Annotated in this window: 24 protein-coding genes and 1 tRNA gene; 17 read left to right on the top strand and 8 right to left on the bottom strand. The window is 68.3% G+C overall.

Annotation, left to right across the window (positions count from 1 at the left end; translation table 11 throughout):
- Positions 1 to 972 (top strand): 4-hydroxythreonine-4-phosphate dehydrogenase PdxA, encoded by a 972-nt coding sequence (gene pdxA / locus ACFFII_RS06570; RefSeq protein ID WP_377698079.1) that lies wholly within the window; start codon positions 1 to 3, stop codon positions 970 to 972.
- Positions 973 to 1,099: 127 nt separating this feature from the next.
- Positions 1,100 to 1,960, top strand: a complete 861-nt coding sequence (gene rsmA / locus ACFFII_RS06575) for a 16S rRNA (adenine(1518)-N(6)/adenine(1519)-N(6))-dimethyltransferase RsmA (protein WP_377698080.1) — start codon at positions 1,100 to 1,102, stop codon at positions 1,958 to 1,960.
- Positions 1,961 to 2,064: 104 nt separating this feature from the next.
- On the opposite strand, the gene ACFFII_RS17780 is transcribed toward rsmA, so the two are convergent.
- The 3 genes from ACFFII_RS17780 to prfA all read right to left on the bottom strand — a co-directional run bounded on the left by ACFFII_RS17780 (position 2,065) and on the right by prfA (position 5,127).
- A complete protein-coding gene (locus ACFFII_RS17780) occupies positions 2,065 to 3,024 on the bottom strand; it encodes a DUF4167 domain-containing protein (protein WP_446686934.1) in 960 nt (319 codons plus the stop codon).
- A 220-nt stretch (positions 3,025 to 3,244) separates the two neighbouring features.
- Complete coding sequence (gene prmC / locus ACFFII_RS06585; protein ID WP_377698081.1) at positions 3,245 to 4,075, bottom strand: peptide chain release factor N(5)-glutamine methyltransferase; 831 nt, start codon at positions 4,073 to 4,075, stop codon at positions 3,245 to 3,247.
- The gene (gene prfA / locus ACFFII_RS06590; RefSeq protein WP_377698188.1) at positions 4,072 to 5,127 is read right to left on the bottom strand and encodes a peptide chain release factor 1; all 1,056 of its coding nucleotides are present in this window, start codon (positions 5,125 to 5,127) and stop codon (positions 4,072 to 4,074) included. Before prfA ends, prmC begins: the two co-directional genes overlap by 4 nt.
- A 142-nt stretch (positions 5,128 to 5,269) precedes the next feature.
- On the opposite strand from prfA, the gene ACFFII_RS06595 reads away from it, so the two are divergent.
- Complete coding sequence (locus tag ACFFII_RS06595; protein WP_377698082.1) at positions 5,270 to 6,568, top strand: cytochrome-c peroxidase; 1,299 nt, start codon at positions 5,270 to 5,272, stop codon at positions 6,566 to 6,568.
- A 69-nt stretch (positions 6,569 to 6,637) separates the two neighbouring features.
- On the opposite strand, the gene ACFFII_RS06600 is transcribed toward ACFFII_RS06595, so the two are convergent.
- Entirely contained in the window at positions 6,638 to 7,306 is a 669-nt protein-coding gene (locus ACFFII_RS06600) for a YceI family protein (RefSeq protein WP_377698083.1), read from the bottom strand.
- A 243-nt stretch (positions 7,307 to 7,549) separates the two neighbouring features.
- On the opposite strand from ACFFII_RS06600, the gene rpsF reads away from it, so the two are divergent.
- The 6 genes from rpsF (at position 7,550) to ACFFII_RS06630 (ending at position 11,444) form a co-directional block, all read left to right on the top strand.
- Positions 7,550 to 8,059 (top strand): 30S ribosomal protein S6, encoded by a 510-nt coding sequence (gene rpsF, locus ACFFII_RS06605; RefSeq protein WP_377698084.1) that lies wholly within the window; start codon positions 7,550 to 7,552, stop codon positions 8,057 to 8,059.
- 18 nt (positions 8,060 to 8,077) lie between these two features.
- Positions 8,078 to 8,305: a 30S ribosomal protein S18 gene (gene rpsR, locus ACFFII_RS06610; RefSeq protein ID WP_073060981.1), complete on the top strand. Its 228-nt coding sequence runs from the start codon at positions 8,078 to 8,080 to the stop codon at positions 8,303 to 8,305.
- Positions 8,306 to 8,315: 10 nt separating this feature from the next.
- On the top strand, positions 8,316 to 8,903 hold the full coding sequence (gene rplI, locus ACFFII_RS06615) for a 50S ribosomal protein L9 (RefSeq protein WP_377698085.1): 588 nt from the start codon (positions 8,316 to 8,318) through the stop codon (positions 8,901 to 8,903).
- A 149-nt stretch (positions 8,904 to 9,052) separates the two neighbouring features.
- On the top strand, positions 9,053 to 9,256 hold the full coding sequence (locus tag ACFFII_RS06620) for a hypothetical protein (RefSeq protein ID WP_377698086.1): 204 nt from the start codon (positions 9,053 to 9,055) through the stop codon (positions 9,254 to 9,256).
- 103 nt (positions 9,257 to 9,359) lie between these two features.
- Positions 9,360 to 10,259, top strand: coding sequence for a hypothetical protein (locus tag ACFFII_RS06625; protein ID WP_377698087.1), 900 nt, complete (start codon positions 9,360 to 9,362; stop codon positions 10,257 to 10,259).
- A gap of 90 nt (positions 10,260 to 10,349) precedes the next feature.
- A complete protein-coding gene (locus ACFFII_RS06630; RefSeq protein ID WP_377698088.1) occupies positions 10,350 to 11,444 on the top strand; it encodes a YihY/virulence factor BrkB family protein in 1,095 nt (364 codons plus the stop codon).
- Positions 11,445 to 11,492: 48 nt separating this feature from the next.
- On the opposite strand, the gene tig is transcribed toward ACFFII_RS06630, so the two are convergent.
- Positions 11,493 to 12,827, bottom strand: a complete 1,335-nt coding sequence (gene tig, locus ACFFII_RS06635) for a trigger factor (protein WP_377698089.1) — start codon at positions 12,825 to 12,827, stop codon at positions 11,493 to 11,495.
- A 198-nt stretch (positions 12,828 to 13,025) separates the two neighbouring features.
- On the opposite strand from tig, the gene ACFFII_RS06640 reads away from it, so the two are divergent.
- Positions 13,026 to 13,865, top strand: a complete 840-nt coding sequence (locus ACFFII_RS06640; protein ID WP_377698090.1) for a glycosyltransferase — start codon at positions 13,026 to 13,028, stop codon at positions 13,863 to 13,865.
- Between the two features lie 15 nt (positions 13,866 to 13,880).
- On the opposite strand, the gene ACFFII_RS06645 is transcribed toward ACFFII_RS06640, so the two are convergent.
- A tRNA-Leu gene (locus ACFFII_RS06645) sits at positions 13,881 to 13,965 on the bottom strand.
- Between the two features lie 77 nt (positions 13,966 to 14,042).
- The gene (locus ACFFII_RS06650; protein WP_377698091.1) at positions 14,043 to 15,713 is read right to left on the bottom strand and encodes an NAD(P)H-hydrate epimerase; all 1,671 of its coding nucleotides are present in this window, start codon (positions 15,711 to 15,713) and stop codon (positions 14,043 to 14,045) included.
- Positions 15,714 to 15,869: 156 nt separating this feature from the next.
- Here ACFFII_RS06650 and ACFFII_RS06655 point away from each other — a divergent pair, with 156 nt between their 5' ends.
- From ACFFII_RS06655 to gap, 7 genes are all read left to right on the top strand, one after another.
- Entirely contained in the window at positions 15,870 to 16,208 is a 339-nt protein-coding gene (locus ACFFII_RS06655; protein ID WP_090752357.1) for a P-II family nitrogen regulator, read from the top strand.
- Positions 16,209 to 16,257: 49 nt separating this feature from the next.
- Positions 16,258 to 17,673, top strand: coding sequence for a type I glutamate--ammonia ligase (glnA, locus tag ACFFII_RS06660; RefSeq protein WP_377698092.1), 1,416 nt, complete (start codon positions 16,258 to 16,260; stop codon positions 17,671 to 17,673).
- Positions 17,674 to 17,807: 134 nt separating this feature from the next.
- On the top strand, positions 17,808 to 18,977 hold the full coding sequence (locus ACFFII_RS06665; protein WP_377698093.1) for a zinc-dependent alcohol dehydrogenase: 1,170 nt from the start codon (positions 17,808 to 17,810) through the stop codon (positions 18,975 to 18,977).
- Between the two features lie 102 nt (positions 18,978 to 19,079).
- Entirely contained in the window at positions 19,080 to 20,387 is a 1,308-nt protein-coding gene (gene purB, locus ACFFII_RS06670) for an adenylosuccinate lyase (RefSeq protein WP_377698094.1), read from the top strand.
- Between the two features lie 69 nt (positions 20,388 to 20,456).
- Positions 20,457 to 21,485, top strand: coding sequence for a flagellar motor switch protein FliG (locus ACFFII_RS06675; RefSeq protein ID WP_377698095.1), 1,029 nt, complete (start codon positions 20,457 to 20,459; stop codon positions 21,483 to 21,485).
- 114 nt (positions 21,486 to 21,599) lie between these two features.
- The gene (locus ACFFII_RS06680; RefSeq protein WP_377698096.1) at positions 21,600 to 21,743 is read left to right on the top strand and encodes a hypothetical protein; all 144 of its coding nucleotides are present in this window, start codon (positions 21,600 to 21,602) and stop codon (positions 21,741 to 21,743) included.
- Positions 21,744 to 21,864: 121 nt separating this feature from the next.
- Positions 21,865 to 22,884 carry a type I glyceraldehyde-3-phosphate dehydrogenase gene (gap, locus tag ACFFII_RS06685; RefSeq protein WP_377698097.1) on the top strand — a complete coding sequence of 340 codons (1,020 nt, stop codon included), beginning with the start codon at positions 21,865 to 21,867 and terminating at the stop codon, positions 22,882 to 22,884.
- Between the two features lie 114 nt (positions 22,885 to 22,998).
- Here the strand turns inward: gap and ACFFII_RS06690 are convergent, their stop codons facing one another.
- Positions 22,999 to 23,301: an antibiotic ABC transporter gene (locus ACFFII_RS06690; RefSeq protein ID WP_377698098.1), complete on the bottom strand. Its 303-nt coding sequence runs from the start codon at positions 23,299 to 23,301 to the stop codon at positions 22,999 to 23,001.
- Positions 23,302 to 23,336: the final 35 nt, after the last annotated feature.

The raw sequence follows: 23,336 nt of genomic DNA on the forward strand, positions 1-23,336 counted from the left end.
ATGACCGCGCCCCTGATCCTGACCTGCGGCGAGCCCGGCGGCATCGGCCCCGAACTCGCCGCGCCCGCGCTGGCGGCGGGTGTGCCCTTTGTCTGGCTCGGCGATCCGCGCCATCTGCCCGAAGGCACTCCTTGGGCCGAAGTGGCCGCGCCGGGCGATCCCGTTCCCGCGGGCACCCTGCCCGTCCTGCGCCACGACTTCGCCGTCCCCGCCACGCCGGGCCGCCCTGACCCGGCCAACGCGCAGGGCGTCATCGACGTCATCGCCCGCGCGGTGGGCATGGCGATGCGCGGCGAGGCCGGCGGCATCTGCACCCTGCCGATCAGCAAGCAGGCGCTGAAAGAAGGGGCAGGCTTCGCCTTCCCGGGCCACACCGAATACCTCGCCCATCTCGCGGGCGGGGTCGAGGTGGTGATGATGCTCGCCTCGACCACCGTCCAGCCGCCCTGCCGCGTCGTGCCCGCCACGATCCACATCGCGCTGGAGAACGTGCCCCGGGCGCTGACCCCCGATCTCATGGAACGCACGATCCGCATCACCCATGCCGGCCTGATCCGCGACTTCGGCATCGTCACGCCCCGCATTGCCGTGGCAGGCCTCAACCCCCACGCGGGCGAGGGCGGTGCAATGGGGCGGCAGGAACTCGACTGGATCGCGCCCCTCTGCCAGCGCCTGCGCGCCGAGGGGCTGGAGGTCACGGGCCCCCTGCCCGCCGACACCATGTTCCATGCCCCCGCCCGCGCCCGCTATGACGCGGCGGTCGCCTGCTATCACGACCAGGGGCTGATCCCGATCAAGACGCTGGACTTCGCGGGCGGCGTGAATGTCACGCTGGGCCTGCCCTTCGTGCGGACCTCGCCCGACCACGGCACCGCCTTCGACATCGCGGGCCAGGGCCGCGCCGATCCCTTCAGCACCATCGCCGCGCTGAGGATGGCTTGGGACATGGCGCAGAAACGGGGCGCGGCATGATCCATCTTCTGTCTGCAAATATCCTCAAGGCTTGCGAGCGCCAGGAAAACGGTTCAGTGGACCGTTTTCAGCGAGGAAGGCCACGGCAGTGGCGAGGCGGGGGCAGAATGCCCCCGGCTTCAACGGCATGAGCGCGATCGATGGCCTGCCCCCCCTGCGCGAGGTGATCGCCCGCCACGACCTGCGGGCGAAGAAGCAGCTTGGGCAGAACTTCCTGCTGGACCTGAACCTGACCGCCCGCATCGCCCGCGCGGCCGGCGACCTGACGCAATGCGACGTGATCGAGGTCGGCCCCGGCCCCGGCGGCCTGACGCGCGGGCTGCTGGCCGAAGGCGCGCGGCATGTGCTGGCGATCGAGAAGGACACCCGCGCCATTCCGGCGCTGGAGGAGATCGCCGCTGCCTACCCCGGCCGCCTGACCGTCATCAACGGCGACGCGCTGGAGATCGACCCGCTCGCCCATGTGACGCCCCCGGTCCGCATCGCGGCGAACCTGCCCTACAACATCGGGACGGAACTGCTGGTCGGCTGGCTGACGCCGCCCGAATGGCCCCCCTTCTGGCAGTCGCTGACGCTGATGTTCCAGAAGGAGGTCGCCCAGCGCATCGTGGCAAAGCCCGGCGGCAAGGACTACGGCCGGCTCGCGATCCTGGCCCAATGGCGCTGCGAAGCGAGAATCGTCCTGACCCTGCCGCCGCAGGCCTTCGTGCCCGCGCCCAAGGTCGAATCGGCGGTGGTCCACCTGACCGCCCTGCCCGAGCCGCGCTTTCCCGCCGATGCGAAACTGCTGGAGGAAATCACCCGCGCCGCCTTCAACCAGCGCCGCAAGATGCTGCGCGCCTCGCTGCGGGGCCTGCATCCGCAGATCGAGATCCTGCTGGCGCAGGCCGGCATCCCGCCGACGGCTCGCGCCGAGGAAATCGACTTGGAACGCTTCTGCACCCTGGCCCGCGCGCTAGGGGCCGCACGGACCGGCGCGTCGGGCTGAATGGGGGAAGCGGGCGCGAGCCCCTGATGCCAAAGGCTCGCTGAAGCCGCCTCAGCAAGGCAGGCCGGGGCACGCATGCTGCGCGCGGCCCGGCCTGCGGCTTGTTAGTCGTCCACGGCCGCTTCAGGGGCCTGCGGCGCGGCCTCGCCCTCGTCGGCAGCCTTGCGGCGGCGCTGGGGGGCGCGGCGCGGAGCCGCACCCGCGGCCCGGGGCTTGCGGGTCCGAGGCGCTGCCGACTCAGCGGTTTCCGGTGCCTCGGTCCGGTTCTCGGGCGTCTCGACGGGGGCCGCGTCCTCGTCGCCGCGCGCTTCGGGCAGAGCCGACAGGGGCGCCTGCAGGAACTCGGGGAAACCGGGCTGCTCGCCGGCGGCAGTGTCCCTCTCCTGGCCTGCATTGGTCGGGGGCTCATTCGGCGCAGGCGCGATGGCCGGGGCTTCGGCAGAGGTGGCCTCGGGGGTCACGGGCTCGGGGGCGACCACGCGATCCTCGGCGGGGTTGTCCTCGCGTCCTTCGCGCCGCTCGGGGCGGCCCTCGCGGTCCTCGCGCCGGTTCTGGCGGTCGTCGCGGCGGTTCTGGCGGTTGTCGTTCTGGCGGCCTTCGTTCCGATCATCGCGGCGGCCGTCGTTCCGGCCCTCGCCGCGGGGCTCGTTCCGGCTGTCACCACGCGCCTCGCCACGGTTCTCGCCGCGATCGTCAAGGCGCTCGCCCTGCTGGTGGCCGTTATAGGGGTGGCCGTTGCGCTCCTCGCGCCCGTCGAAGCCGGGCTGCTGACCGCCGAACTGGGCCTGGCGCTCGGCCTGCTCGCGCTGCGCCTCACCCAGCATCCGGGTGTAATGCTCGGCGTGCTGAAGAAAGCTCTGCTCGGCCACGCGGTCGCCCGAAAGCTGCGCGTCGCGGGCAAGGGCCAGGTATTTCTCGATGATCTGCTGGGGCGTGCCGCGGACCTTGCCCTCGGGCCCCGAGCTGTCGAAGACGCGGTTGACGACGTTGCCAAGCGACCGCGGATTGTTGCGGGACTTGTTGCGCGAACGGGACTTGGAAGATCTCATCGTGCCAATGTTCATGGTCCGGCGCAAAGGGCGCCTGGATGCGGTTGGGGTCGCCATCCTGCGGCAAGAGCCGGGCAGTTCGCCCGGCGATTCGCGGAACGCTCCGGCAACGGTGTGTGCGGATGACCCGTGCGGGGCGTCATGCCCCTGTCACGCAGCCTGCTAACCATGCAGGCCCCGTCAAGGCAAGCGGAATCGGCATGTCTTCAATACAGATTGAACAAAGATTGCCCAATCATGCTTTCCGCCGAGCCAGGACCACCCGGTCGCGGCCATCGAGGTCGCGGCGGATGGCGATGTCCTGCATCCCCTCCCGCGCGAAAAGCGCCGACACTGCCGCGCCTTGCGTCGGCCCGATCTCGACCGCCAGCCAGCCGCCGGGTGTCAGATGCGTGACTGCGCCTGCGGCGATGACGCGATAGGCGCCAAGGCCGTCGCCTTCGTCGGTCAGCGCGGCGCGGGGCTCCCAGTCGCGCACCTCGGGGGACAGGCCCGCCATTTCCTCGGCCGTGATGTAGGGCGGGTTCGAGACGATCAGGTCGAAGCGTCCCTCGACGGCGGAGAACCAGTCCGAGTGCTGGAAATCCGCTGTTGTCCCCAGCGCGGCGGCGTTCCCGCGTGCCACTTCCAGCGCCGCCAAGGACAGATCGACGCCCAAGCCGCACGTTCCCGGCCGCTCGGCCAGCAGCGACAGAAGGATCGCGCCCGTCCCGGTGCCCAGGTCGAGGACCGAAGCCCAGGGCAGTTCAAGCACGGCCGCGACCAGCGTTTCCGTTTCGGGGCGAGGGTCCAGCGTGTCGCGCGTGACGCGGAAGCGGTGCTTCCAGAAGTCACGGAAGCCGATGATCTGGCTGACGGGCTGACGGTCAAGCCGTGCCTCCACCGCGGCCTGGAAGCGGGCGGCGGCTTCGGGCGGCAGGGGCTGGCTCAAAGCGTCGCGCAGGGCATGGCGCGGGACATCCAGCGCATGGGCCATCAGCGCCAGCGCGTCGCCCGCCGCATTGTCGATCCCCGCCCTGACCAGCCGGGCGGTTGCCTCGGCCAGCGCTGCGCGGCCCTCGCTCACCCTTCGGCCTCGGCCAGGCGGGCGGCCTGGTCATGGGCGGTCAGGGCGTCGATGATCTCGGTCAGGTCGCCCCCCATCACCCGGTCAAGCGCGTAAAGCGTCAGGTTGATCCGGTGATCCGTCACGCGGCCTTGCGGGAAATTGTAGGTGCGGATCCGTTCGCTGCGGTCGCCGGAACCCACCTGCGACTTGCGGTCGGCGGCACGTTCGGCATCAGCGCGACTGCGTTCAAGGTCGTAAAGCCGCGCCCGCAGCACGGCCATGGCGTTGGCGCGGTTCTGGTGCTGCGATTTTTCCGAACTCGTCACCACGATCCCCGTGGGCAGGTGGGTGATCCGCACGGCCGAATCCGTCGTGTTGACGTGCTGCCCGCCCGCGCCCGACGAGCGCATCGTGTCGATGCGGATGTCGGCGGCGGGAATGTCGATGTCCACCTCCTCGGCCTCGGGCAGGACCGCCACGGTCGCGGCCGAGGTGTGGATACGCCCGCCCGATTCCGTTTCCGGCACCCGCTGGACCCGGTGGACGCCGGATTCGTATTTCAGCCGGGCAAAGACGCCTTCCCCGGCGATATGGGCGACAGCCTCCTTGACCCCGCCCAATTCGGATTCGGCCAGCTCCAGCAGGCGAAAGTCCCAGCCCTGCACTTCCGCATGGCGCTGGTACATCCGCAAAAGGTCGCCCGCGAACAGCGCGGCCTCGTCCCCCCCCGTGCCGGGGCGGATCTCCAGAATCGCGGGGCGCGCATCCGCCGCGTCCTTCGGCAGCAGGGCCAGACGCAGCGCCTGTTCCAGTTCGGGCATCCGGGCGCGCAGGCGGGAAATCTCGTCCTCGGCCAGCTCGCGCATGTCGGGGTCGGCCAGCATCGCCTGCGCCTCGGCCAGCCCGGCCTGGGCCGCGCGCCATTCGGTGATCTGCGCCACCACGGGGCCAAGCTCGGAATACTCGCGGCTGACGCGGGCGATCTCGTCGGCGGCGGGTCCGGCGTTCAGCCGCGCCTCGAGAAAGTCGAAGCGTTGCACGATCTGGTCGAGGCGGTCGGCAGGCAGCATGTCCGCGCCATAGACCCCGCGCGGCTGCGCGGCAAGGCCGGTGAGAAAGGAGAAAGGTTTGATCTGCATCAGGGAACTGTCGCGCATTAAGGGCGATAGTCCCTGCGACGCGCGTGATCTGCATCAAGCGAAGGAAGCCATGATGACCTACCGCCCCCTTATGTATCTCACCACGGCGCTTGTGCTGCTGGCACCGACCGCCTTCGCGCAGACGGCCGACGAACCCGTGGTCGAACAGGCGCAGGGCGTGCAGGACCTGCCCGCAACCGACCCGGCCAGGGAAGCGACGGCCGACGGCGACGCGAGCCCGGCCGGAACCTCGGCCGAGGACCTGGCGGCGGAAACCGCCGTCGAGCCGCAGGCCGACGGTGCCGTGGCCGATCCGAATGCGGCGCCGCAGGCCGCCACCGAGGGCGCGAGCGCCTCGCCCGACGCCGCGTTGCGGACGGAAGCGGCCGAGCTTTTCGAGGTGATCCCGCGCGCGGCCGAGCCGCCGAGCGGTCGCCCCGTGACCCGGGCCAAGGTGGACCTGGGCGCCATGCTGTTCTTCGACCCGCGCATGTCGGTGTCGGGCGTGTTTTCCTGCCAATCCTGCCACAACATTGGCATGGGCGGGACCGACGCGCTGGAAACCTCGATCGGCCATGGCTGGCAGCAGGGTCCGCGCAACTCGCCCACCATGCTGAACGCGGTGTTCAACGCGGCCCAGTTCTGGGACGGCCGCGCCGACGACCTGGCCGAGCAGGCCAAGGGCCCGGTCCAGGCGGGCGTCGAGATGAACAACACGCCCGAAAACCTGATCGAGACGATCCAGTCCATGCCCGGCTATGTCGAGGCCTTCGAGGCCGCCTTCCCCGGCGAGGAAGACCCGATCACCTTTGACAACTTCGCCCTGGCGGTCGAGGCCTTCGAGACGACGCTGGTCACCCCCAACTCGCGCTTCGACCAGTGGCTGATGGGCATGGACGGCGCCATGACCGATCAGGAAAAGCGCGGGCTGCGGGCCTATATCGACGCGGGCTGCTCGGCCTGCCACGCGGGCGTGAACTTCGGCGGGCAGGAATACTATCCCTTCGGACTGGTCGAGGCGCCCGGCACCGAGGTGCGGCCGGAAGGCGACGTCGGCCGCTATGCCGTGACCGAAACCGCCGAGGACCAGTATGTCTTCCGCGCGGCGCCCTTGCGCAACGTGGCCCTGACCGCGCCCTATTTCCATTCGGGCAAGGTCTGGAGCCTCGAGGAAGCGGTCAAGATCATGGCGAACGCGCAGCTCGGGACCGAGCTGGCTGAGGAGCAGGCCCAGGACATCACCGCCTTCCTGGGCACGCTGACGGGCGAGCAGCCGCAGATCGTCCATCCGACCCTGCCGGTCCGCACCGAGGAGACGCCGCTGCCCGCGCCGATCGACGCGCCCCCCAGCACGGGCGCCGCGGCGAACTGAGCCCCGCCCCTGAAAATGATCGGGGCCGCCCTGCGGGGCGGCCCCTTTTCATGCCGGGCTCCGACTGGATCAGCCCTTGATCGCCTCGACCGAGATCCGGATCTCCATCTCGTCGGACACGGCGGGGGCCAGCATCCCGAGGTTGAAGTCGCTGCGCTTGATCTCGCCCTCGGCCACGAAGCCGACGGCGGGCTTCTGCGTCATCGGATGGGCCGCCGCCTTGCGGAGATCGACCTCCAGCGTGACCGGCTTGGTCACGCCGTTCAGCGTCAGGTCGCCCGTGACCCTGGCCTCGTCCTCCTCCTCGACCTCGACGCTGGTCGAGCGGAACGTGACCTGCGTGTCGGGCGAGGCGCCCTTCAGCATCTGGTCGCCGTAGATGTGCTGGTCGAGGTCCGCGTCGATGGTGCTGATCGACGACAGCGGGAAGCTGGCCTCGACCGCCGAGTTCCCGGGGTTCGCGGCATCCAGCGTGATCTGGCCGGTGACGCCGTTGATCATGCCGTGGCTGATCGAGAAGCCCAGGTGGTCATACGAGAACACGATCTGGCTGTGGCCGGGATCGATCACATAGGTGCCGCTGAGATCGCCGCCTTCGGCCGGGGCAGCCGCACCGGCTGCGGCCTGCGCGGCGGGCTCGGGGGCCGCGGGCGCCTGCTGCGCGTCAGGCGCGGTCTGCGCGGCTGCGGGCGCCGCCAGCAGGGCGGACAGGGCGAGGAAAGAGAGGGTCCGGCTCATGAAGGCTCCTTTCACGATGATGGGTCAGTGATGGTTTGTCCGGTGAACCTGCAAAAGCAACGGCCGTTCCGCCCGCTGATGCCGATGTGATTGCGGGGGCGAATTCGCTTGCACAATGGCGCTTTTCCCCTATAAGGCCCCATTCTCTTCCGCAATTTTGCGAAACCGGCGCAGCCTCTCGTGGCGGGGCGCGGAAGGGATTGACCCGCCTATGAAGCGCGCCCGAGACGAAAAGGGACTGCCATGCCGCTTTACGAGCATGTGCTGATCGCCCGCCAGGACCTGTCGAACGCGCAGGCCGAAGGGCTGATCGAACATTTCTCGACCGTGCTGGCCGACAACGGCGGAACGGTCAAGGACAGCGAATACTGGGGCGTGCGCACGCTCGCCTACAAGATCAACAAGAACCGCAAGGGCCATTATGCCTTCCTGCGCACCGACGCGCCCTCGGCCGCCGTGCAGGAAATGGAGCGTCTGGCCCGCCTGCATGACGACGTGATGCGCGTCCTGACCGTCCGCGTGGACGCCCATCAGGAAGGCCCCTCGGTCCAGATGCAGCGCCGCGACGACCGCGACCGCGGCGACCGTGGTGATCGTGGCGACCGCCGCGACGGCGAGCGTGGCGAGCGCCGCGACGGTGACCGCCGCGATGGCGACCGGGGTGGCGAGCGCCGCTTCGGCGACCGTGCCGAAACCCGCGGCGACGACCGTGGCGACCGCGAGCAGCGCGCGCCCCGCGCCGACCGTTTCTGATCGTAAAGGAGCGACATCATGGCGACCAAACCGTTTTTCCGCCGCCGCAAGGTCGATCCGTTCGGGGGCGACAACGCGCCCGCGATCGACTACAAGGACACCCGCCTGCTGCAGCGCTACATCAGCGAACGCGGCAAGATCGTGCCGTCGCGGATCACCGCCGTTTCGGCCAAGAACCAGCGCAAGCTGGCGCAGGCGATCAAGCGCGCGCGCTTCCTGGCGCTGCTGCCCTACGCCGTGAAGTGAGGAACTGACGATGCAAGTCATTCTGCTGGAACGCGTGGCCAAGCTGGGCCAGATGGGCGAGGTGGTGAAGGTCAAGGAAGGCTTCGCCCGCAACTATCTGCTGCCGCAGGGCAAGGCGATGCGCGCCTCCGACGCCAACATTGCCGCTTTCGAGGCGAAGAAGGCTGACCTGGCCGCCCGCAACGACGAGACCCGGACCGAGGCGCAGAGCCTGGCCGAGAAGCTGGACGGGGCGACCTTTGTCATCATCCGCTCGGCCTCGGACGCCGGCGCGCTGTATGGCTCGGTCACGCCGCGCGACATCGCGGAGGCCGCCGTTGCCGACGGCTTCCCCGTCGAGCGCCGCCAGGTCGTTCTGACCGCTCCGATCAAGGATCTGGGCCTGCACGACGTGACGGTTCACCTGCATCCCGAGGTCGAGGCGGAGATCACGCTGAACGTCGCCCGCTCGCCCGAAGAGGCCGAGCTGCAGGCGTCGGGCCGCTCGATCCAAGACCTGGCCGCCGAGGAAGACGCCGCCGCCGAATTCGAGATCGCCGAACTGTTCGACGACATCGGCTCGGCCGGTCGCGACGAGGACGAGGGCGGCCGCGCCTGAGCGCCGCCCCTTTCATCGTGAACCCATCGAAACCGCGCCGCATCCCGGCGCGGTTTTTTCATGCCTGCCTTGCCCCTGCCTAGGTCCGCCGGAACATCCCTGCCGCACCGGGGGTTGATCCGCCGAACCCGATCCTCGCGGAGGCCGTCATGAGCACCCACCCCACCATCCTGGGCGAAATCGTCAAGCAGCAGGCGCCTGACGACGACGAGAAGACCTCGCTGGACGTTGAACGGGACCTCGGCTTGCCGGGCGAAGGCCTCGGTCAGGACGATTCCACGACGGCGCAGCCAGCCTCGGCCGACGCCGACCGCAAGCCCGGCGAGCGCAGGCAGCGCATTCAGTCCGAGTAAGGGCATGCCGCGCGCCGCTGCGGGAACGATCCCGCCCGCGCGCGTGTTGGTCGTGCAATCCACCGAATTGCCGAAAGCGTGGCAGCAGCAAGGAAAAACCGTCATGGCCGACACCGATCACCTGCCCTCGAACAGCTACATTCCCGAAAGCGGCGGGCTGGGCCGCCCGGTCGATCGCCGCCAGGAAACCTACCGGCCCTCGGGCCATGCCTCGCGTCCGATCCCGCCGCATGGGGATGTCTCGCCCGATGGCCGGCGGGTCTGGCCCCAGCCCTCGATGACCTCGCGCGTGCTGGTCTATGGCGGCATGGGGATCGCCGCGGCGGCGGCCACGGCGGGGGCCATCCTGACGGTGCGGAAGGTGGCCGATCTCGTGACCGGCAACGACGAACTGGACCGCGACGCCGACCGCGCGGCCGAACGGGCCCGCGTGCGCGTCTATGACGAGGCGCACGGCCGCTATGCCGCGCCGCGGATGGCCGCGATGCCGGAACATGAGCGCGAGGCGATGCGCGCCCGCGCCCGTGCCCGGATGCGCCAGGACGATGCCGAGCGAGACCGGCTGCGGGCCGACGCCCAGTCGGGCCGCGGCGAGGACCGCAAGCCGCGCCGCCCGCGTGACGAGGGCAAGCGCCGCCCGCAGGCCGGCCGCGGCTTCCAGCCGATGGGCTTCATCGATGACGTGGAACAGACCGCCCAGCGCCTGACGCGGACGGTGAACGAGGTCGCGGGCAGCATCAGCGCGGCCGTGGCCGCCTTCCGCTCGGTCGCGTCGCAGGCGCAGGACGTCCTGCATGAATTCGGTGATACCGCCAACCAGGTCCGCAGCTTCCTGGGCACGGGGGATGCAGGTCAGGGCGGCCGCGGCGGCCCCCGCCGCGACCCCTATCGCCGTCCCTCGCGCAGCGACGTCGTTGATCTGCGCGATCCGGCCGACAGCGTTGCGGGCGGTTCGGGCGCACCCTCGGGCGATGCCGATGGCGGGCGCACCCACCGGCTTTGACGGCGGCGCCACAAGGGCCGCGCGGGTGCGCGCCCTTCCCCGATCCGGCCGCGCCACTTCTGGCGCGGCTTTTTCCGACCAGAGGCTGACATGACCAATCCGAAACCCGACGTCTTCGAGGCCTTGTTCGATCCGCTTCCCGAGGGTTGGCGGGAACGCAAGGGCCTGCCACCGGAACCCGGCAAGGACCGCAGCACAGCTGCCGAGCAGTCGGACGGGCGCGAATCCGCCGCCTCGGCGGCCAAGACCGCCGAGGCGAATGTCGCGCCACCTCCCCGCAGGCCCGGCGCCCCGGAAAGCCCCTGGCAGCTCAGCGGGCACAGCTGGCTCGAGGTCGCCAAGCGCGTTGTCAAGGAATTCACCGCCGACCGCGTGACCTCGGTCGCGGGCGGCGTCACCTTCTTCGCGCTGCTGGCGCTGTTCCCGGCGATCACCGCGCTGGTGTCGATCTACGGCATGGTGGCGGACCCCGCGACCATCGCGGACCACCTGTCGCTGCTGGAGAACCTGCTGCCGCAAAGCGCGCTGGAACTGATCTCGGGGCAGGTCATCGCCATCGCCTCGGCGCCCAAGACCTCGCTGTCGATCGCGGGGATCGTGGCGCTCCTGGTGGCGCTGTGGTCGGCAAATGGGGGAATGAAGGCGCTGATCGAGGCGCTGAACATCGCCTGGTTCGAAACCGAGAAGCGCGGCTTCATCAAATTGAACCTGGTGTCGCTTGCGATGACGTTGGGGGCGATCATCGGGGTGATCCTGATGATCGGCCTGGTCGCCATCCTGCCGGTCCTGCTGAACACCATCCTTGCCGGCAGTGGGTTCGAGACCTGGCTGAACTGGCTGCGCTGGCCTATCCTGGCCGGGATGCTGATCCTGGGTCTTGCGGTGATCTACCGCTTCGGCCCCAGCAAGGACGACCCCAAGTGGCAGTGGATCTCGCCCGGCGCGGTGCTGGCGACCCTGGGGCTGCTGGTCGCCTCGATCCTGTTTTCCTGGTATGCGGCGAACTTCGCCAACTACAACGAGACCTATGGCTCGCTGGGTGCGGCCGTCGCCACGATGATGTGGCTGTGGATCGCGGCCATCGTCGTGCTGATGGGGGCCGAGGTGAACTCCGAAGTCGAGCGGCAGATCAAGATCGAGAACGGCGTCCCGCCCAAGACGCGCGAGGACCTGAACCACGCATGAAGAAGGCCGCCCCGAGGGGCGGCCCTTTTTCGATCCATCGGAAGGGGATCAGACCTCGTCGAGCGACTCGAGCGCCTTTTCCAGTTCTTCCTTGGTCACGGCGCGCTCGGTGACCTTGGCGCCCGAGATGATGTGATCCACCACCTTGTCCTCGAAGATCGGGGCGCGCAGCTGCTGCTGGGCGGCCTCGTTCTGCTGGATGAACTCGAAGAAGGCGCGTTCCTGGCCGGGGAAGTTGCGGGCTTGGCGCATGACGGCCTGCGTCATCTCCTGGTCGGAGACGGTGATCTCGGCCTTCTGCCCGACATCGGCCAGCAGCAGCCCCAGGCGGACGCGCCGCTCGGCCAGCTTCTTGTGCTCGTCGGTGGGCTCGATCGAGCAGTGGTTGTGGCCGTGCTCTTCGGGGTGCTCCTCGTGCCACAGCTGGTGCGCGATCTGCGCGGCCTCGGCATCGACCAGCGACTGCGGCAGGTCAAAGCTGACCAGCTCGTCCAGGCGGTCCAGAAGCTGGCGCTTGACCAGCGCGCGGCTGGCGCCCTGGTACTCGGCGGCCAGGCGCTCGCGGATCTGGGACTTCAACGCCTCGAGATCGTCGGCGCCGAAGCGCTTGGCCAACTCGTCGTCGATCTCGGCGGCCTTGGGCGACTTGACAGCATGGACGGTGGTTTCGAAAACCGCCTCCTTGCCCTTGAGATGGGGCGCGCCGTAGTCCTCGGGGAAGGTGACATTGACGTTCACCTTGTCGCCGGCCTTGGCGCCGACCAGCTGTTCCTCGAAGCCGGGGATGAAGGACCCCGAGCCCAGCACCAGAGGATAGCCCTCGGCGGTGCCGCCCTCGAAGGCCTCGCCGTCCACCATGCCCTTGAAGTCGATGGTGACCTGGTCGCCCGACTGGGCGGCTTCGCCCTCGGCCCGGTCCTCGAAGCTCTGCGCGTTCTTGGCCAGGTTCTCCAGCGCCTCGGTCACGGCCGAGTCCTCGGGCTGGACGGTCAGACGCTCGAGTTCGACCGCCGACAGGTCGGCTTCCGGGATCTCGGGCAGGAGTTCATAGGAAACGTTGACGACGACGTCGTCGCCTTCCTTCCAGTTCTCGCCGTTCTCCATCTCGATCTTCGGCTGCATGGCGGGACGGACATTGCCTTCCTGCATGTGCTTGCCGATGGCGTCGTCGATGGACTTCTGCATGGCGTCGCCCATGACGCGCTGGCCATAGGTCTTCTTCAGAAGGGCCATGGGCACCTTGCCCTTGCGGAAGCCCTTCATCTCGATGTTGGGCTGCGCCTCGGCCAGCTGGCGATCGACCTCGGCGGCCAGATCGGCGGCGGGCAGCGTGAACTGGTAGCCGCGCTTGAGGCCTTCGTTCAGGGTTTCCGTGACCTGCATGGGGGTTCCTTCTGTCATGTCGTCAGGGGCCGCGGCAGGGGCGGCCGTGCAGTTTGACCGCCCTTCTAGGGACCGGAGGCCCCGCGCGCAAGCGGAACGGGGCCTCCGGGCCGGCGGCAGCGGGAATGGCTTTGCATCGCGGTCTTGTCCTCGGGCCGCGTCTGGTCCATCGCAGGATGGTCAACGCAGGGTGATGTCATGAGGATCGTTGGTCTGTGCCGCTTCTCCCTGCTGGGACGCGGCGACTGGAAGGACGCCCGCCGGCTGACGTCGGCCGAGTTCCAGGCAGTGGCCAGGGATCGGGCGAAGATCCTGTTCGATACCCGGCGGATGGAAGCGCGGCTTGCCAGCTTCGAGCATCTCACGCTGGCCTCGTTGAAGGCGCAGACCAACCCTGACTTCACCTTTGTCGTGCTTGCCTCCAGCCTCATGCCCGAGGTCTACCAGAACAGGCTCGAGACACTGTGCGCGCAGGTCCCACAGGTCGTGCTGCGGTATTTTCCCGTCATCCCGACCCCACGGGCGCAGGAACTGGCTTTCGAGGAACTGGGGATCCGTTTCCGTGAAACGCTCCAGTTCCGGCTGGATGACGACGATTGTGTCTGTGCCGACTATATCGAGGCCATGCAGACCCATGTCCTGCCCAGGCTCCACAAGAACGACATCTTCGCAGCCAGCCTGACGGGCGTGATGTTCTCGGTCCTGGAGGAAACAGAGCCCAGGGTCTACAACTGGCCCGTGGCCTTCTTCAGCGCCGGCGCCGCCCTGCATCATCCCAAGCGCAGCATCTTCCGCTACGGGCATTACGCGCTGCCGCAGAGATTTCCGCACATGACCCTGCCGCGCGGGATGTCGCTTGTGACGCATGACGGCACGAATGACACGGACCTGCCGTCCGATGTGCGCAAAAGGCGTCGGGGCATGACCAGAATGACCGGGGACGAAATTCGGGCGGCCAGAGAGCGGTTCTTCCCCTTCCTGACCGAAACGGGAAAGCGGATCGCCGGCCTCACGGAAGCAGCAGCCCCGGTGGCCTGAGGCCTTCTCCTGCCGTGGTGCGGGTGGAGGGACTTGAACCCCCACGCCTTGCGGCGCCAGAACCTAAATCTGGTGCGTCTGCCAATTTCGCCACACCCGCATCGCCCGAAGCGGACCGGCAGGTCCGCGTGAGCCGGGCCCTCTTAGCAAAGCCCTTCCGGGCGCGCGAGGGGGAATCTACAGCCCCAGGTCGCGGAAGACGCCGGGCAGCTGCTCGGGCAGGTCGTCGGCGATCAGGCCGGGCCCGAAGCGGCGTGCGGCGGCGGCGTGCAGGAAGGCCCCCGTGGCGGCGGCCTCCAGGGGCGGAAGGCCCCGCGCCAGCAGTCCGGCGATGATCCCGGCCAGCACGTCGCCCGCGCCTGCCGTGGCAAGCCAGGGCGCGTCGAAGGCCGAGTGGATGCGGGCCTGCCCATCCGGGGCGGCGATCACCGTGTCGGGGCCCTTCAGCAGAACGACTGCCCCGCTGCGGGCAGCCGCCTCGCGCGCGGCGTCGAGCCGGGAGCAGAGCGGACCGCGCATGTCGACCAGGGCTTGGCGCCAGGTCTGCAACGCAATGATCCAGGCGCTCTTCTGCTCGGGCGACGGAGGCCGGGCCGGAGGTCGCGACGGCGGGTCCAGCCGGGTGGCGAGATCCGGGAACAGGCGGCGGAACTCGCCCATGTGAGGGGTCAGGACGCAGGTTTCGTGCAGGCCCTCGAAACCTGAAGGGCGGCGCGCGAGCGCAGTCAGGGCATCGGCATCCAGCACCGCCGGTCGGCGCGAGGCGAGCAGCGGCTCCAGCAGGGCGGCGGCGCGTCCGGTCCCGCAGCCGGGGCCGAGGCAGACCGCCCGCAGGCGATCGTCGCCCAGCAGCCGCGACAATGCAGCGGCGTCATCCACGGCGCGGCGCATCAGCGCGTCGGGCGGGCCGAAATGTTCGGCCATCGCTTCGGCGGGCGGCGCAAGCGTCACCAGCCCCGCCCCGACCCGCAAAGCCGCACGCGCGGACAACCGTGCCGCGCCGCCCTGCCCCGCCGTTCCTGCCACCACCAGGGCGTGACCGTGGTCGAACTTGTGGGACCCGGCCCGCTTGCCCAACGGACGCGGACCGCGGTCCTGTCGCAGGTGCCGGGGCGGGTCCATGACGGCCAGCGTGCGCCCGGACCACATCTTCCCCTCCGTATCCCGCAAGGAGGTCGTCTTCAGGCCGATGTCGGCAACAACCAGCTCGCCGCCGAGAACAGGCCCCAGTTCAAGAAGATGGCCGACCTTCGGGGCATGAAAGGTGACGGTCAGGGCAGCGCGCGGACAGTTTGCGCCGACTTCGCCACGTTCACCGCCCAGCCATGCGCCGCTGTCCAAGCACAGCCCGCTGACCGCATCGACCGCGACGATGGGCGGCGGCGTGACGGCATGAGCGGGCGTCCAGCCGCCCATCCACCGGCTGATCAGCGCCATCTTCCGGTCCAGCGGCCGGGTCATCCCCGTGCCGAAGATCGCGTCCACGACCAGGTCGCCGGGGTCACTTTCCAAGGAGGCGGCAGTCAGCGGATTGATTCCGCCCAGCGCGGCCCAGCCCCGCTTCATGGCGGCCGCATCCGGGCCGGGTGTGTTGTCCATCCCCAGCACGCGCACCCGCCAGCTCGCCTGCGTCAGATGCCGCGCCACCACATAGCCGTCGCCGCCGTTGTTGCCCGGCCCGCACAGGACCGTCACCCGCCCGGCCTTGGGCCAGCGCAGGCGGATCGCGTCGGCAACGGCCGTTCCTGCCCGCTCCATCAGCTCCAGCCCCGTGACGGCGCCGCTGGCCATGGCCGCCGTTTCCAGCGCGCGCATCTCGGCCGTGGTCAGGGCCTCGGTCCACCCCATTCGCAGCTTGCCTGTTTCTTGTGCAGTCTGCCGCATCTCAAGGCGCCTTTCAGCAGTTGTGTGCCGCGGCGGGTCGGGCACACCCCGCGCGCATTTACGCCCTGCATCAAACCCGCCACTCACGTCTCAAGGCAAGCCGGACAGGAGCAAAGCGCGATGAAGAAGGTCGAAGCCATCATCAAGCCGTTCAAGCTGGACGACGTGAAGGAGGCGCTGCAGGACGCGGGTGTCCAGGGCCTGTCCGTCACCGAGGTCAAGGGCTTCGGCCGCCAGAAGGGCCATACCGAGCTTTACCGCGGCGCCGAATATGTCGTGGACTTCCTGCCCAAGGTGAAGATCGAGATGGTGCTGCCCGACGACCTGGTCGATGCCGCCATCGAGGCGATCATCGGCGCCGCGCGCACCGACAAGATCGGCGACGGCAAGATCTTCGTGTCGCCCGTCGAACAGGCGATCCGCATCCGCACCGGAGAGACCGGCGACGACGCCGTCTGAACCGGACAGAATCCCACTAACCCGCAAAGACGCGGTCAAGGAGAAGTTTATGGCCCCGAAAACGGTCGCCGAGGTCCTGGACCTCATCAAGTCGGAAGAGGTCGCCTATGTGGACGTCCGCTTCACCGACCCGAAAGGCAAGCTGCAGCATGTCACGCTGGACGTGGACCTGATCGACGAGGACTGGTTCGAGGAAGGCTTCATGTTCGACGGCTCGTCCATTGCCGGATGGAAGTCGATCGACCAGTCGGACATGAAGCTGATGGCCGATGTGACCTCGGCCTACCTCGACCCCTTCTACGCCGAAAAGACGCTCTGCATCCACTGCAACGTGGTCGAGCCCGACACCGGTGAGCCCTATGCGCGCGACCCGCGAGGCACCGCCGTCAAGGCCGAGGCCTACCTGAAGTCCTCGGGGATCGGTGACGCCTTCTACTGTGGTCCCGAGGCCGAGTTCTTCATCTTCGACGACGTCCGCTATGCCGTGACGCCGCAGAAGGTCAGCTTCCAGATCGATTCCCACGCGGCCGCCTGGAACACCGACACCGAATACGAGACCGGCAACCAAGGCCACCGCGCACCCTTCAAGGGCGGCTATTTCCCGGTGAACCCGATCGACGAGGGCCAGGATATCCGCTCGGAAATGCTGTCCACCATGAAGCGGATGGGCATCAAGGTGGACAAGCACCACCACGAGGTCGCCACCGGCCAGCACGAGCTGGGGATGATCTTCGGCAGCCTGGTCGAGCAGGCCGACAACATCCAGAAATACAAGTACGTGATCCACAACGTGGCCCACGCCTATGGCAAGAGCGTGACCTTCATGCCCAAGCCCATGAAGGGCGACAACGGCTCGGGGATGCACGTCAACATGTCGATCTGGAAGGACGGCAAGCCGCTGTTCGCAGGCGACCGCTATGCGGACCTGAGCCAGGAAGCCCTGTGGTTCATCGGCGGTATCCTCAAGCATGCCAAGGCGCTGAACGCGATCACCAACCCCTCGACCAACAGCTACAAGCGCCTGATCCCGGGCTTCGAGGCCCCGGTGCTGCGCGCCTATTCCGCGCGCAACCGCTCGGGCGCGGTCCGTATCCCGTGGACCGAGTCGCCGAAGGCCAAGCGCGTCGAGGCCCGCTTCCCCGATCCGTCCGCCAACCCGTATCTGGCCTTCGCGGCGCTGCTGATGGCGGGGCTGGACGGCATCCGCAACAAGATCGACCCCGGCCCGGCCTCGGACAAGGACCTCTACGACCTGCCGCCCGAGGAACTGGCCGAGATCCCGACTGTCTGCGGCAGCTTGCGCGAGGCGCTGGAGGAACTGGAAAAGGACATGGACTTCCTGCTGCAGGGCGACGTCTTCACCCGCGACCAGTTGGAAGCCTATATCCGGCTCAAGTGGGAAGAGGTCTACGCCTACGAGCACACCCCTCACCCCATCGAATACGCGATGTATTACAGCTGCTGAAAACGCGGCACGATCACCGGAAGGGCGCCCCAGTCGGGCGCCCTTTTCCGTTGCGGCAGAACCGTCCCGACAAGGATCGGTGGAACAGTCCCGCGCTTGCTGCCGTTCGACTGCCACAACAGTTGGAGGCACCCATGCGCGCGATCACCTATCAGGGCACCGGCAAGGTCCAGGTGGACAACGTCGACGACCCGACCATCGAGGAGCCGGGCGACATCGTTCTCAAGGTCACTTCGACCGCCATCTGCGGCTCGGACCTGCATCTTTACGACGGTTTCATCCCCGAGATGCGCAAGGGCGACGTCCTGGGCCACGAGTTCATGGGCGAGATCGTCGCCGTGGGTTCCGGCGTGACCAAGTTCAAGCAGGGTGACCGGGTGCTGGTGCCCTTCAACATCGCCTGCGGGCAGTGCGACTTCTGCCGCATGGACGCCTTCTCGCTTTGCGACACCACCAACCCGGACCACGAGAAGGTCGAGCCGCTTTACGGCCAGTCGCCGGGTGGGATGTTCGGCTATTCGCACCTGTTCGGCGGCTATGCGGGCGGACAGGCGGAATACGTGCGCGTGCCCCATGCCGACGTGGGGCTGGTTGCCGTCCCCGAAAGCCTGCCCGACGAGAAGGTGCTGTTCCTGACCGACATCTTTCCGACCGGCTATCAGGCGGTGGAACAGGTCGGCACTGGCCCCGGCGACATGGTCGCGGTATGGGGCGCGGGTCCCGTGGGGCAGTTCGCCATCCGCTCGGCCTTCCTGCTGGGGGCCGAGCGGGTCTTTGCGCTCGATTTCGAGGAAGGACGGCTGGACCTTGCCCGGCAGGCCGGGGCCGAGACGATCAACCTGTCCAAGGAGGACAGCTACGAGCGGCTTCTGGACCTGACCGGCGGCAAGCTGCCCAACCGCTGCATCGACGCGGTCGGGCTGGAGGCACATGGCGCCTCGGTCATCGGCAACATCTACGACAAGGCCAAGACCGCGATGATGCTGGAAACCGACCGGCCGAACGCGCTGCGCGACGCGATCATGTGCTGCCGCAAGGGCGGCGCGGTCTCGATCCCCGGCGTTTACGCGGGCTTCGTGGACAAGTTCCCCATCGGTGCGGCCTTCGGCAAGGGCCTGACGATGCGCGGCGGCCAGACCCACACCCGCGCCTACATGGACCGCCTGCTCAAGCGCATCGAGGCGGGCGAGATCGACCCCAGCACGATCATCAGCCACCGCGGCACGCTGGAGGACGGGCCGGAGTTCTACAGGAACTTCCGCGACAACCGCTCGGAATTCACCAAATGCGTGATGACGCCCTGATCGGCTGACCGGTGCCGGCCCGCGCGGCGGCCCGATTCGGTTGCGCAGGCGGCGCGGGGGGTTCTAAGAGGCGGGCGAACGCCACCTGACGGAAGGCCCGCCATGATCCCCCGCTATTCCCGCCCCGAGATGGTGGCCATCTGGTCGCCCGAAACCAAGTTCCGCATCTGGTACGAGATCGAGGCCCATGCCTGCGACGCCCAGGCCGACCTGGGCGTGATCCCGCGCGAGAACGCCGAGGCCGTGTGGAAGGCCAAGGACGTCCAGTTCGACGTTGCCCGCATCGACGAGATCGAGGCCGTCACCAAGCACGACGTCATCGCCTTCCTGACGCATCTGGCCGAGCATATCGGCGCCGAGGAGGCCCGCTTCGTCCACCAGGGCATGACGTCGTCGGACGTGCTGGACACGACCCTGAACGTCCAGCTTGTGCGCGCCGCCGACATCCTGCTGGCCGACATGGACCGCGTTCTGGCCGCCCTGAAGGCGCGCGCGTTCGAGCACAAGGACACCGTCCGCATCGGCCGCAGCCACGGCATCCACGCCGAGCCCACGACGATGGGCCTGACCTTCGCCCGCTTCCATGCGGAAATGGCGCGGGGCCGCGAGCGGCTGGAACGCGCCCGCGAGGAGGTTGCCACCGGCGCCATCTCGGGCGCCGTCGGCACCTTTGCCAACATCGACCCGGCCGTCGAGGAACACGTCTGCGCAAAGATGGGCCTGCGCCCCGAGCCGATCAGCACGCAGGTCATCCCCCGCGACCGCCACGCGATGTTCTTCGCCACGCTGGGCGTCATCGCGTCGTCGATCGAGAACATCGCCATCGAGATCCGCCACATGCAGCGGACCGAGGTGCTGGAGGCCGAGGAATACTTCTCGCCCGGCCAGAAGGGCTCGTCCGCGATGCCCCACAAGCGCAACCCGGTGCTGACGGAAAACCTGACGGGTCTGTCCCGCCTCGTCCGCATGGCCGTGGTGCCTGCGATGGAGAATGTGGCGCTGTGGCACGAACGCGACATCAGCCATTCCTCGGTCGAACGGGCCATCGGCCCGGACGCGACGATCACGCTGGATTTCGCGCTGAACCGGCTGGCGGGCGTCATCGAGAAGCTGGTGATCTACCCCGAGAACATGTTGAAGAACATGAACAAGTTCAAGGGACTGGTGATGTCCCAGCGCGTCCTGCTGGCGCTGACGCAGGCGGGCGTATCGCGCGAGGACGCTTACCGCCTGGTCCAGCGCAACGCCATGAAGGTCTGGGAACAGGGCGCTGACTTCCGCGAGGAATTGCTGGCAGACCCCGAGGTGACGGCGGCGCTCTCGCCCGCCGCCATCGAGGAAAAGTTCGACCTCGGCTACCATACCAAGCACGTGGACACGATCTTCCGCCGGGTCTTCGGCGAAGCGTGATTCCGTTCACCGAAGCTTAAGCCCGCTCTGGCAGGATGTTCCCCAAGGGTTCGACTGAAGGGGGCACGCATGCTCAGGGCGGCGCCGGGGCTTTCACCCCGGCAGAAGGCAGCGGTGGTGGTGCGCGTGATGCTGGCCGACGGGGCGGGGCTGGACCTGTCGCGCCTGCCTCCCGACATGCAGGCGCTGCTGGCACAGGAAATGGCGGGGATGGAACTGGTGGACCGCGACACCTGCGACGGGGTCATCGCCGAGTTCTGTGACATGATCGAGGCGGTGGGTGTCACCTTCCCCGGCTCGATCGACGGGACGCTGGATTTCCTGGGCGCGCATCTGTCTGCGGACACGACGAACCGGCTGCGCAGGCTCGCGGCGCTGAACGGGGCGACCGACCCTTGGGACCGCATTGCCGCAATGCCGCCCGCGCAACTGGCCGAGGTCGCGCGGTCCGAGGCGGTCGAGGTCGCGGCGGTCATGTTCACCCGCCTGCCCGTCGCCCGCGCCTCCGAGGTCTTCGGGCTGCTGGACGCCGAACTGGCCCGGCAGATCGCCTATGCGATGTCGCTGACGGCGGGGATCGAGGCGCCGGCCCTGCGCCGCATCGGCCTTGCGCTGATCCGCGCCATCGACGCCCGTCCCCAGCCCGCGATCGAGGGGCAGCCCGTGGAAAAGGTGGGCGCGATCCTGAACTTCGCCCCCGCGCTCACGCGCGACGCTGTGCTGGCGGGGCTTGACCAGGACGACGCCGATTTCGCGGGCCGGGTGCGCAAGACGATCTTCACCTGGGCCAACATTCCCCGCCGCATCGACCCGCGCGATGTCCCCCGCATCGTGCGCGAGGTGGACGCGACGACCATGACCCGGGCGCTTGCGGGCGCCACCGGCGACAATGCCCCCACGGTCGAGTTCCTGCTGGCGGGCCTCTCCTCCCGCCTGGCCGACAGCATGCGCGAGGAGATGGAAACCGTGGGCAAGGTCGCCTCCAAGGACGCCGAGGAGGCGATGAACGCCGTTGTCGCCGCGATCCGGCGGATGGAGCAGGCGGGCGAGTTGTTCCTGCTGGTCGAGGAGGAGGACGACACCGGTGCAGCCGGATAACAGGGCTGCGGGACGGCGCGCAGGATTGCGGTTGAAGGACGGCCTCCCCCCTTGGACTTGCAGGCCGAGTGCGCCCGTGACTAAGAGGATGCGGTATCGTTCCGGGGCGGCCCCATGACCAACAAGATCGCGCTCGTTCTGGCGCTGCTGATCGTCGGCCTCTTCGTCCTGGACGCGGCCGCCCTGCACTGGAACCTGCCGCTGCTGGTCGGGCGGCAGATGCTGCATCTCGTGGAATGGGTCAGCTTCTGGCGCTGATCCGCCGGCGGATTTTGCAGGGCAGCCGAGCACCGGAAACCATGCGCCCGGTCGCCTGATTGCATTTCCCGCCCATCTTGGGCATTCCCCTTCCCGCGCAGACCAGCGGTTGGAGGTATTCATGGCAGTCAAGGTAGCGATCAACGGCTTTGGCCGGATCGGGCGGAACGTGTTGCGGGCGATTGTTGAATCGGGCCGCACCGACATCGAGGTCGTGGCGATCAACGACCTGGGTCCTGTTGAGACCAACGCGCATCTGCTGCGCTACGACTCTGTCCACGGCCGCTTCCCCGCCCAGGTGACCACCACCGCCGGCAGCATCGACGTGGGCCGCGGGCCCATCCGCGTCACCGCCGAGCGTGACCCGGCCAAGCTGCCGTGGGGCGACGTGGACGTGGCGCTGGAATGCACCGGCATCTTCACCGACGGGCAGAAGGCCAAGATCCACCTGCAGAACGGCTCGAAGCGCGTGCTGGTCTCGGCCCCGGTGTCGGGTGAATGGTCCACCGACCGCGCGCTGAAGACCATCGTCTACGGCGTGAACCACGAGACGCTGGAATCGGGCGACCACGTCGTCTCGAACGCGTCCTGCACCACGAACTGCCTCGCGCCCGTGGCCTATGTCCTGAACGAGGCGGTGGGCATCACCCGCGGCTTCATGACCACGATCCACAGCTACACCGGCGACCAGCCGACGCTGGACACGATGCACAAGGACCTGTACCGCGCTCGCGCCGCTGCGCTGTCGATGATCCCGACCTCGACGGGCGCGGCCAAGGCCGTGGGCCTGGTGCTGCCGAACCTCAAGGGCAAGCTGGACGGCGTGTCGATCCGCGTGCCGACCCCGAACGTCTCGGTGGTGGACCTGGTGTTCGAAGCCGCCCGCGACACCTCGGTCGAGGAAATCAACGCCGCGATCAAGGAAGCAGCCAACGGCAAGCTCAAGGGCATCCTGGGCTATACCGAGGAGCCGCTGGTGTCCTCGGACTTCAACCACGACCCGCATTCCTCGGTCTTCCACATGGACCAGACCAAGGTCATGGAAGGCAAGCTGGTCCGCATCCTGTCCTGGTACGACAACGAATGGGGCTTCTCGAACCGCATGTCGGACACGGCGGTCACCATGGGCAAGCTGATCTGAGATCGCCCGCCAGATCGACGAAAGGCCCGGCAATCGCCGGGCCTTTTCATTGCGGCTGCCCTGTCCGGCAGCATTCGGCATCATCCCGGCGCGAGTCGCCGGAGTTGCGCAGCTTCAGCGACGCGCCAGCCGCTTGGCATTGGCGCGGGTCCGGCGGCCGTAAGGCTTCAGCGCCGCCGCGAGGATCTGGTCGGCGCGGGCGCCGCGGGCGGCCGAACGGAACGCCGCGCTCAGCGATTCGCGGCAGGCATCGGTCTTTTCGGTGACCATCAGCCTGTTTTCGTCCTTGCCGTGGGGCAGCATCCCCAGCATCCCCGCCGTGCGCAGGGTCATGATGAACTGAGCCTCGATCCCCATGCGCATCAGATCCCCCCAAAGCCGCATCGAAGGCGCGTAGGGTGCGATCATCATATTCATCCACGATATCCTTTCACGATAAGCCGCCGCGTCAG

It is taken from the genome of Paracoccus niistensis (genome assembly GCF_042432925.1).
Lineage (GTDB): Bacteria > Pseudomonadota > Alphaproteobacteria > Rhodobacterales > Rhodobacteraceae > Paracoccus > Paracoccus niistensis.